Annotated in this window: 7 protein-coding genes and 1 tRNA gene; 5 read left to right on the top strand and 3 right to left on the bottom strand. The window is 59.2% G+C overall.

What is annotated here, in order from left to right:
- The 3 genes from HMPREF2791_RS04175 to HMPREF2791_RS04165 form a co-directional block, all read left to right on the top strand.
- The coding region (locus HMPREF2791_RS04175; protein ID WP_210400154.1) for a metallophosphoesterase at positions 1 to 1712 on the top strand (1712 nt) is incomplete at its 5' end.
- Positions 1713 to 1876: 164 nt separating this feature from the next.
- On the top strand, positions 1877 to 5572 hold the full coding sequence (locus HMPREF2791_RS04170) for an RNA-directed DNA polymerase (RefSeq protein WP_070844507.1): 3696 nt from the start codon (positions 1877 to 1879) through the stop codon (positions 5570 to 5572).
- A 40-nt stretch (positions 5573 to 5612) separates the two neighbouring features.
- Positions 5613 to 6539, top strand: a complete 927-nt coding sequence (locus tag HMPREF2791_RS04165) for an ornithine cyclodeaminase family protein (protein WP_070844506.1) — start codon at positions 5613 to 5615, stop codon at positions 6537 to 6539.
- Positions 6540 to 6658: 119 nt separating this feature from the next.
- Here HMPREF2791_RS04165 and HMPREF2791_RS04160 read toward each other — a convergent pair whose 3' ends face one another.
- From HMPREF2791_RS04160 to HMPREF2791_RS04150, 3 genes are all read right to left on the bottom strand, one after another.
- The gene (locus HMPREF2791_RS04160) at positions 6659 to 7657 is read right to left on the bottom strand and encodes an NADP-dependent oxidoreductase (RefSeq protein ID WP_070844505.1); all 999 of its coding nucleotides are present in this window, start codon (positions 7655 to 7657) and stop codon (positions 6659 to 6661) included.
- Positions 7658 to 7966: 309 nt separating this feature from the next.
- Positions 7967 to 8407: a helix-turn-helix domain-containing protein gene (locus tag HMPREF2791_RS04155; RefSeq protein ID WP_070844504.1), complete on the bottom strand. Its 441-nt coding sequence runs from the start codon at positions 8405 to 8407 to the stop codon at positions 7967 to 7969.
- A 149-nt stretch (positions 8408 to 8556) separates the two neighbouring features.
- Positions 8557 to 8629, bottom strand: a tRNA-Asn gene (locus tag HMPREF2791_RS04150).
- Positions 8630 to 8762: 133 nt separating this feature from the next.
- On the opposite strand from HMPREF2791_RS04150, the gene HMPREF2791_RS04145 reads away from it, so the two are divergent.
- Positions 8763 to 9026 (top strand): hypothetical protein, encoded by a 264-nt coding sequence (locus tag HMPREF2791_RS04145; RefSeq protein ID WP_141741299.1) that lies wholly within the window; start codon positions 8763 to 8765, stop codon positions 9024 to 9026.
- A gap of 27 nt (positions 9027 to 9053) precedes the next feature.
- Positions 9054 to 9689, top strand: a complete 636-nt coding sequence (locus HMPREF2791_RS11530; protein ID WP_083290163.1) for a hypothetical protein — start codon at positions 9054 to 9056, stop codon at positions 9687 to 9689.
- Positions 9690 to 9746: the final 57 nt, after the last annotated feature.

Below are 9746 nucleotides of genomic sequence, written 5' to 3'. Positions count from 1 at the left end.
CCCCGCACACAAAGAATCGGACACCCTCCACCGAGCAGAACCCGGCGTCGTATACCCAGATGATCGCGTGGTTGGCCGCGAACAAGGACGCGCGCGACATCATCGCTTCCGTGCACACCGGCGACGTGATCCAGAACTGGCTGCGCGGCAATCAGGAGCCGGACCGTGCGGTGCTGGAGTTTGAGCGGGCCTCCAAGATCATGAAGATCTTCGAGGACGCCGGCATGCCCTACGGCATCCTGCCGGGCAACCACGACAACGTGTGGGGCGCATCCAACGAGATGTTCAACGAGTACTTCCCGGCCTCGCGCTACGAGTCCAACCCCTGGTGGGGCGGCCACGGCCCGGACGGCAACGCGTCGAACTTCTTCACCATGGAGCGCGACGGCGCGAAGTTCCTCTTCCTGCAAATGGGCTTCGACTCCTCCGAGGAGGAGATCGACTGGGCAGACAAGGTCATTGCGGACCACCCGGACCACAACGTGATCTTCTCCACCCACGAGTATCTGCGTCCCGAGGAAGACGCCCGCTCAAACCCAGACAACGGACGCTGGACCGCCCAGGGCGACCTGCTGTTCGACCGCCTGGTCGAACCCCACTCCAACGTCGTCCTGGTCTTCTCCGGACACCTGCACGGTGTGCGCCAGCGCATCACCGAGCGTGAGGACGGCACCCACGTCATCGAGACCGTTGCGGATTACCAGTCGTACGAGGAGGACGGCGCCCGCGATGCCCTGTACACGCGCCTTTACCAGTTCGACCTGGATTCGGGGAAGGTCGCGGCCAACGCATATTCACCGCGCCTGCAGTCTTTCGAACCGTGGAAGAACGACCCGCGCGATCTGGGCTACACCCCGGAATCCGACGAGTTCGTCTACGACGCCGACCTGCAGTACGACAAGCAGGTGACCACCTCCGGCATCGCCGCCTTTGGCGCACCGGTGGAGCTGGGATCTGCCCAGCTCGCCGACGGCACCGCCGCCGAATTCACCTGGGACAGCCTGGAACCGGGCGCGGAGTACCTCTGGTACACCCGCGCGCAACGCGACGCATCCGCCGCCGGCGGCGCCGACCCGCGCTACTCCGACTTCCGCGTGTTCACTGCGCCCGCGGAGGCGGAAGAGACCCCGGAGACGTCGGCGCCTGAAACCCCGGCGCCCGAGACCCCGGCCGAGCAGCCCACCGCAACCGTCACCGCGACCACCACGACGTCTGTGTCCGCAGACCCGGTGACCCACACGGAAACCGCTAGGGAGACCATTAAGGAGACGGCCACGGAGACCGAGAAGGTCACCGAAACCGAGCCGGCGGTCACGCACCGCGAAACGGTGACGACCTCGACGACCGTGGTCACCCCGACCACGGTGACCTCCACCGCAAAGGAGGTCTCCACCGCGCCGAACACGACGGTGACCAAGTCCGTGCCCACCACCGTGGTCACGCCGACGACGGTGACCACATCGACGACGGTGGAAGTGCCGACGACGGTGCCCACAACCGTCGAGAAGCGAGGCGACCGTGTCACCGAAGAGCAGTTCCCGAACGAGGGCAGCTCCGTGACCGTCGGCTCGAGCGTCACCATCACCCCGCTGGGCATCCTGCTGTCCCTGCTCGGTGCGCTGGGCGCGGTCGGCATGATCGCCGCGCTGCTCAATTGCATGGGCATTAACCTGCAGGAGTACTACGAGCAGTTCCTCGACATGCTCCCGTAAACCTGGCTCCCAGGCGAGTGGATGCGGCTGCGTTGCGCCGCGTCCACTTTTTATATGCTCGGCCGCATTTCCTGAAACTGCTAAGTGTGCGAGCGATGAATGAATTGCTCGAAAATCGACAGTTTCGCCTGCTTAAGCATTGTCTGTGACTTATTGTCATATTTATGACGAATGCCTCCGATGAATCCGCCAAGAATAACGATCAAGAAAATCGAGACGGGATCCTTCCTAAAGAATTCGACCGTTGGAGAAACCTCGAGAACGGTTTGAAGAATGATCTAGTTTTCGCTTATCGGAAGGCTAAGGCGGACGTCTTTCAAACCGACCATCTCTCACGCCTCGAAGTCGCAGCTTACGAGGAAAATCTTTGGGCCGAACTATGCGAGTTAGCTGAGGAAATCTCCGTAGTCAGCAGCATGCCTTGGAGTGATCTTTTCGAAGAAAAATCCAGTGATGACGGATCACAAGCGACGATTAAATACAAGGAACTTAAATACAAGGAACTTGCCGGTCGAAGCGCGGACTGGTGTTCGAAGATCGTCGGTGATCCCCACTACATTTTCAAGAAAGCAGACTGGCGAGAAAGTAAGAAAGACCCGCGAATACACCATTTTTCTAGCCAGCACTTGCGGGCCGACAAAGGCCTAGGGATCGCTCAAAGGTGGGGAGCAAAGGCATCCCAAGCGGGGAAGAACGACGCTAAAGAACGGAGGTTAGTCCTCCGACCTGTTTGCGTGGGCACGATGCATCTACATGTTCTCTCTGCATTGTGGATCGCGCGAGTGGGGTCGAAGTTTGATGCGGAGCTAAGCGACAGTGTGTACTCCAACAGGGTTCGGCGTAGTTATGACAAAAAGCATGTAAATAGTTTTGCTCTTGGCAGCCTTGAGCCGTATCTGAACAACTATCGCCGCTGGAAAGAAGACGGCGTTAATGCGGTCGAAGAACTGGTAAAGGCCAATAGAGATGCGCTCTTTGTCAGCGCCGACCTCACCAGCTACTTCCACAATATCGACCCGAATTTTCTTCTTAATGAGGGCTGGTTGACAAAGTGGCAGGGCCATCTGTTCGAGGAGAAAGGTGGTGGGGCACTAGTCGGCGAAGACCTAGCGATCCACATTCTCCTTGTGGAGGCATTCAAAGCGTGGAGCCAAAATCTCGGTAAAACGTTAGGTAAGGCCAACGATGTCGGTGGTCTGCCCGTCGGTGTCAGCGCGAGCAAAGTCATTGGCAATATCGCACTGATCGATCTTGACCGCGCTGTCGAGCAGGGCATAAAACCGCGTTTCTACGGCCGTTATGTGGATGACATCGCCTTAGTGATTGAGGGACACCCGGAGATCGAGGACCTGAAAAACCTCGGGGATTGGATCAAACACCGTCTCACCCTGTTTCCACTTGGCGACAAAGACACCTCTAACGACGATGTTGAGCTGCATTTCCGTGCTTCGGTGAGTACCGGCGGCAAAAGCACGGCCCCTGGGGGCGGTGCTGGCTCAGACAAGTTGACGGATGAGACCTCAGAGCAGGCAGGAACAACCGATGATTCTGCCCTAAACGGAGAATCAGAAGATCAAACACTAGGCACAGGTAATTCGGTTGTCGAGGTCAAGGTGCCCTTCCAAGTAAACAGTGAATTCGTCTTCAACAAAGACAAATTCTCTTTGGTGCACGCCGAGGGGAAGTTCGGTCAGTGGGCCGTGAACCACGTGCGATCGGTGATGATGCAAAACACCAGTGAGTGGCGGAATATGCCGGTGCTTCCGGAGGACCCGGTAGAAGTTGCTACCAAAATCATCGCCCTGATGTACGAACAGCCGACGAGGGATGCCGAGTTTTTCGGGCTCGAAGCGATCGCGACTAAGCGTGCAGGTTTCGCGCTCAAGGTTCGTGATCTAAAAACGATCGCCAGAAACGTCACCGCAAGCGATTGGAAACCTCACCGGGAGCAGTTCATCAGCTCGTTCGTGCAGCACACTTCAAAGCCAAACCGCTTCACTGAGTTCCACAATTACTACCAGCGACTATTCCGACTATGCCTCGAGGTTGGCGACACCGGAGGCGCGCAAAGCATCGCCCACGCCTTGGTAGAGATCATGGGGTCGATTCAAGACAATCGGACAGCACTTGAAGTTGCAGGTCAAGACGTGGATAAGAACGCGGACCCTATACTCAAATCCTGGAGGAAGCTCGCTCACGCAAAACTCGCAGACGAAGTGGTTTCAGTCCCTAACCGTTTGGCTTCTATGGCGCATAAGCGGGCGCTTCTGAAAACGCTCCAATCGTTAGTGAGCCACAACACTGACCAGGAAAGCGATCAGTTAGATGACTACTTCGGTAATTGGCTCCTACAAGACTGCAGCGATGAAGAAGTCCAAAAGCAGTTCTATCAGGAGATTTTTCAGAGACTATTCGCAATGGACTTAGCGTTGGTGCCTTTCAAGCAGGTCCTGGTTTCGCGAGAGCTTGACCACTACTCCAAGGGAACTCCGGTGAAGTTTGAGGAAAACGACTTCGCCTTCTTGCAAGCTGCTGAAAATCGGCAAGACGAAGTGCCAACTGCTTTAGAGCGACTCCTCGGCGAAAGTACATGGAAGCTGTTGGAGTTTCTGGACGCAGTCGGGGCGCGCTTCTCAGTCGAGACCTTAACGGGGTATCTCGAAGAAAATAAAGCGGATACACCGGTAACGATACGGGGCATTGTCTTTCCAACGAGGCCGCCATCACCGATTGAACTGTTCGCTTGGACCCGAGTGGCGGGCGCGGATGGTCATGGGCCGTGGAGCGATTGCGACCTAAATATGCGTCACGTGCAAGATTGGTTCTTAATTGCAAGGGGTTTTGCAGAGCGCACGGATATTTTCGCGGACCTGCCTGTTAAGGATAAGGACCGGTTTGAGCGACTTAAAGAAACCATGCAAAAGGAGCTCACTGAGCCAGCCGGTGTTCCTTGGAGAGGTGGCTCTAACGATGAAAATATATGGTTCCCCTCTGCAGGCTCTGACCAATCGAAGGTAAAAGTTGCTATTGGGGCCCTTCTCACACCGCAGGAATATCTGACACAATCGGTCATGGGGAACCCGCAAATTGGCCTCAAGCGATGGAATACAACCGCCAAGTTGGTCAACGGTGTCATGGCGGAAGGCAGCGCCGACTACTTCGTATTGCATGAGGCGTGCCTGCCGCCCACCTGGTTCCTCACCGCTGCAACCCACTTACGTAGAAAGAAAATTAACCTCATTTCCGGAGTGGAGTACCTTCACGGACCGCGTCCAGTTGTGCACAACCAGGTGTGGTTCTCCGCTCTACATAAGGGATTCAAATTTCCGTCGCTTGGTCTGTACATCCAGGATAAGCAGCGACCCGCCCATGCGGAAGCCGATAACCTTAACCACATTGATCGACTGAAGCTTGAGCCCAAGGTTGCATGGCAAGGCGAGTCAAAGCCTCCACGCATCGCGCACGGCAACTTCCACTTCGCTCTACTGGTTTGCTCAGAGCTCACTAATTCCGAGTATCGAAACTCGCTACGCGGAGCAATCGATGCACTATTTGTTGTGGAGTGGAACAGGGATCTGAACACTTTCAATTCCCTGGTTGAAGCGGCTGCCCTAGATATCCACAGCTACATCGTGCAGGTAAACAACAGGGAGTACGGCGATTCGCGCATTCGTGTGCCTGCTCGCGAATCCCACAAGCGAGACATGGTTCAGATCCGAGGCGGGACTAATGACCACTTCGTAGTTGGTGAACTCGATGTAAAGGGGCTCCGTGAATTTCAGAGTCATGCGTATGTGCCGAAGGGCGAATTCAAACCGCTTCCTGACGGTTTCGAGCTAAAGCCTCACCGAAAGAAGTAGTAAAAGAGGGCGCCGCGTACACGTAGGTAGGCTCGGCCGCATGCGTAATTTGGGTTACGACGAGGTTCTGTCCGCGGTCACGCCACGTGATGCCGTTGATGCGTTGCGGGAGGTCCTGACGGGCGGATTCGACCCCGCCTCCGATCCGCATCGGCAGAAGGTGGCGCTGCCGCACGGGGAGATGCACCTGCTGCCGTCGGCGCTCGATGGTGCGGTCGGGGTGAAGGTGTTGGGGATTCAGCCGGTGGGCTCGACTGTCGACGTCCCGTTCGTGCAGGGCTCCTATCTGCTCATGGGTGGCGAGACGCTGACGCCGGAGGTCGTGATGGATGCCGCGGCGCTGACGGAGATCCGGACGTCGGCGGTGGCCGTGGCGGGAGTGCTGGATCGGTTGCGGGCGTCGAGTGAACCCTTGGAGTGCGTGATTGTGGGCGCGGGTGCGCAGGGGCGGGCACATGCGCGCACGGTTGAGGACGTGCTTGCAGGGGTGCGGGAGGTGTCGGTGACGTTTACCTCGCGGAGCGAGCCGGCGGATCTGGCCTACCCGTGGGTGAAATCGGGGAGTGCTGCGGCCGATGAAGCGTTGGGCAAGGCCGGGTTGGTTGTGACGGCGACGAGTGCGGGGGAACCTGTGGTCGTCGATAGGCAATTGCGACCTGATGCGACCGTGCTTGCTGTGGGGGCGCACACGGTGGACACGCGGGAGTTGCATGAGGATGTGCTGCACGGTGCGCAGGTGATCGTGGAGGATGTGGAGGCTGCGCAGCGGGAGGCCGGCGATGTGGCGATCGCGGTGGAGAAGGGGGCGCTTGCGTGGGATGAGGTGGTGACGATGGCTGAGGTCGTGCGCGGGGAAGTGACGCTGGATCCGGCGCGGCGGGTGGTGTTTAAGACCGTCGGGATGCCGTGGGAGGACCTGGCGGTGGCGACGGTGGTTGCCGACCAGGTCCAAACGGGGTCTAGGTGAGCGCTCTAGGGCGTGACCAGTTCTTCGGCTTAGAAGCTGGTGGGGTGGGGTGTGCCGTCGTTAAGCGTCCAGTGCTTAGCTGCCGTAACGACCATAAGAACCTTGGTCATGGTGTCCTCCTAAAACTTGACGATCATCTTGCCGGTGTTGCCGCCCTCGAACAGCTCAAGGAATGCGGCCGGCATGTTGTCGATGCCCTCGCGCACCGTGGTTTCGAACGTGATTGAGCCGTCGACGACCAGCGGGGCGATCTTCTCCTGGAACTCCTTGGCAAGGTGGGAGTACTGGCCCACCACGAACCCGCGCAGCGTGAGGCATTTGCCGATGGAAAGGCCCAGATTCCGCGGCCCGGGTGCTGGCTCCGTGTCGTTGTACTGGGCAATGGCCCCGCACATGGCGATGCGGCCGAACGTGTTCGCGTTCTGGATCGCGGCCTCGAGGTGGTCTCCGCCGACGTTGTCGAAGTAGACGTCGATGCCCTCCGGCGCCGCCTTGGCCAGCTGGCCGTTGACGTCGCCGTCCTTGTAGTTGAACGCCTCGTCGAAGCCGATGCTTTTGAGGTATTCGATTTTCTCCGCGGAGCCTGCGGACCCGATCACCTTCGCTGCGCCGAGGTGCTTCGCAATCTGTCCTGCGGCCGAGCCCACAGCACCTGCCGCGCCCGAGATGAACACGACGTCGCCTTCCTTCATCTCGCCAACAGCGGTCAGACCGACGTAAGCGGTCAGACCCGTCAGGCCGAGGATGCCCAGGTACGCTTCGGCCGGCGCGATGGTGGTGTCGATCTGCTCCACCTGGTCCTCGTTCAGGACGGCGTGTGTGCGCCACCCGGCGAAGTGCCGGACCGTGTCGCCCGCTTTGAACTTGTCCGAGCGGGACTCCGTGACCGTGCCGATCGCGGTGCCGTTGAGCGGCTCATCGATCTGGAACGGCTCGATGTAGGACTTAACGTCGTTCATCCGCCCGCGCATGTAGGGGTCCACGCTGGAGAAGGTGTTCTGGACGAGGATCTGGCCGTCGGAAAGCTCCGGCAGCTCCACCTCCTCGAGCCGGAAGTTCTCGCTTGTCGGTGCGCCCTCCGGGCGGGAGGCCAGGACCCATTGCTTCGCTGCAGTCACGCTGTGCTCCTTCGTCGTTGTTCTCTGTAGTCGTTGTTCTCTGGATGTTCGGTCTTTGCCGGGACAACGGGTGGAACGTCGAGAGGGCGGTTGCTATTCCTGCAGTGTCCGCCTCAGGGCGGAGAAATGCCCCCGCCACTGCAGCCGTATGAACGTGGAAACCCTCGAATCAGCTCCGCTGAAGCCGTAGTCGCCATCTGGTGCGACAACCGTGTCGTCGATAAGAGCCTCCATCATTTTGAATCGACGCTCGATCGCAGACCCGGACCACTCGGGATGCTTCCTATGTATGGAACAGCAACGTGGGGGTTAGTCGGCTAGTGGACCGAAAGATTCAAGTTCAAATGACCGGAGGCTTTCGAGCGCCTCATCCTGCTCCTTTGCTAGCTGGCTCTTGAGGGAGAGTACGTCGTCTCGGTGAAAACGGGTATGTGTTCCGACTTTAAAGCTGTCGATCCTGCCGGCCCTTGCCCACTTCATCAAGGTCGGTCGCGAGATTCCCAGCACGTCCGCGGCAGAAGTGCTTGTCAGCTGTTCCGGCATTCGGGTGATCGCGACTTCGCCAGCCTCCGTGAGAGCTCTAATCGCTGCAAGTACGGTTGCCTGCACACGCTCGGGGAGGTCGACCTGGTTGCCATCCTTGTCAAGAACTGCGATGTCAGCGTCCTCGGGCATCCGCAGGGCTTCGAATGCAGCCGTATCTTCAGTGCTCAGAACAATGGCGCTTGAGGAAGATAGGGTGGCAGTCATTTGAGCCTCCTTTTTGCCGTGGAGGTTGAAGCGTATTGGATTTCACTTGTAAGTGCAATGGGGCTGAATCGGGTTTGCCCCTATTCGGGGAGTGGAAACGAGGGGGTGGAAATGCGAAAAAGGAGCCCCTTGCGGGCTCCTTCGTTTTGCTCCTCCAACTGGGCTCGAACCAGTGACCCTTCGATTAACAGTCGAATGCTCTGCCAACTGAGCTATGGAGGAATATGTTGCCGTTGCTCTCGCTGTGCAACGAGATGTAACAATAGCGTGGGTTGGTTGTGTTGCCCAAATCGGCAGGTTAGGTGATGTTTTCGGCCGTGGTTATGTGGCCGAGTTTTGGGGTAGGGTTTCGGACATGTTGATTCCGATAGGTGGATTCCGGGCAAACGCCGTCGCGTGGGGGCTCGCGGGCTTTGGCGTGGTGTGCCTGTTGTCGGCGAACCGGCTGGCGGATTGGCGGGCACTGACGTTTTTGGGGCTGGCGCTGGTCGTTCCGAGCGTCGTTTGGCTGGCTGCGGACAAGTGGTTCTCGCGGCCACGCGGGGTGCTGTGGTGGGTTTTGGTTGCCGCTGCTGTCGCGCTCGGGGTGTGGGGAATTGCGCTGTTCCCCTCGAAGTGACGGGTATAACGCGATAAAGTGGCGGGCATGAAGAAACCGATGCTTGCACTCGGCGTCGCCGCCGCAGTCACCACCTCCGCCGTCATTGCGCCTGCCACCTTCGCTGAAGAGGGCGCGAACACTACCGAAACGGGTTCCTCTGCGGATTCGGGGGAGGCCGAAGGTTCGTCGTTAAGCACGGGCGCAATTATCGGCATCACGCTCGGCGTGCTGGCCGCAGTGGGCGCCGGCGGGTACTTCGCGGTGCAGCAGGGCTTGCTGGAGCTGCCCGAGGGGCTGGACCCGGCGGCGGCTGCGGGACTTTCCTCGCTGGTGCCGGCGCTCGCGATCCCGGGGCTGACCAAGAAGGACAATGGCGCGGCTGCTGGTGGCTCTTGCGCGCCGCAGGCGTTTGACGCGGTGGTGCCGGAGTGGCCGCACTTCACTGGCACTGACGTGATTTTCTGCGACGGCAAGTGGGCCATTGCGGGTGCGAACCAGACGGACTGGATCCTGTACTTCAAGAACTCCAACGGCAAGTGGGCCGTGATCCCGACCGCGGGCACGAAGCAGACCGGGATGCAGCGCGGGTGCTACAACGGGCTGACTCTGCGCGAGCAGGGAGCGCCGGAGGAATTCATGCGCCAGGCGCCGATTTGTACGCCGGCGGAGATTGGGAAGTAGGTCCTCGGGGGGTGCGGGCGCTTGGGGCGCTGAGGGGGAGTTGAGCCGGGAGCGGGT

This window comes from Corynebacterium sp. HMSC034A01 (assembly GCF_001838175.1).
In the GTDB taxonomy this organism is placed as follows: domain Bacteria; phylum Actinomycetota; class Actinomycetes; order Mycobacteriales; family Mycobacteriaceae; genus Corynebacterium.
This window is presented reverse-complemented; position numbering and strand designations above follow the sequence as displayed.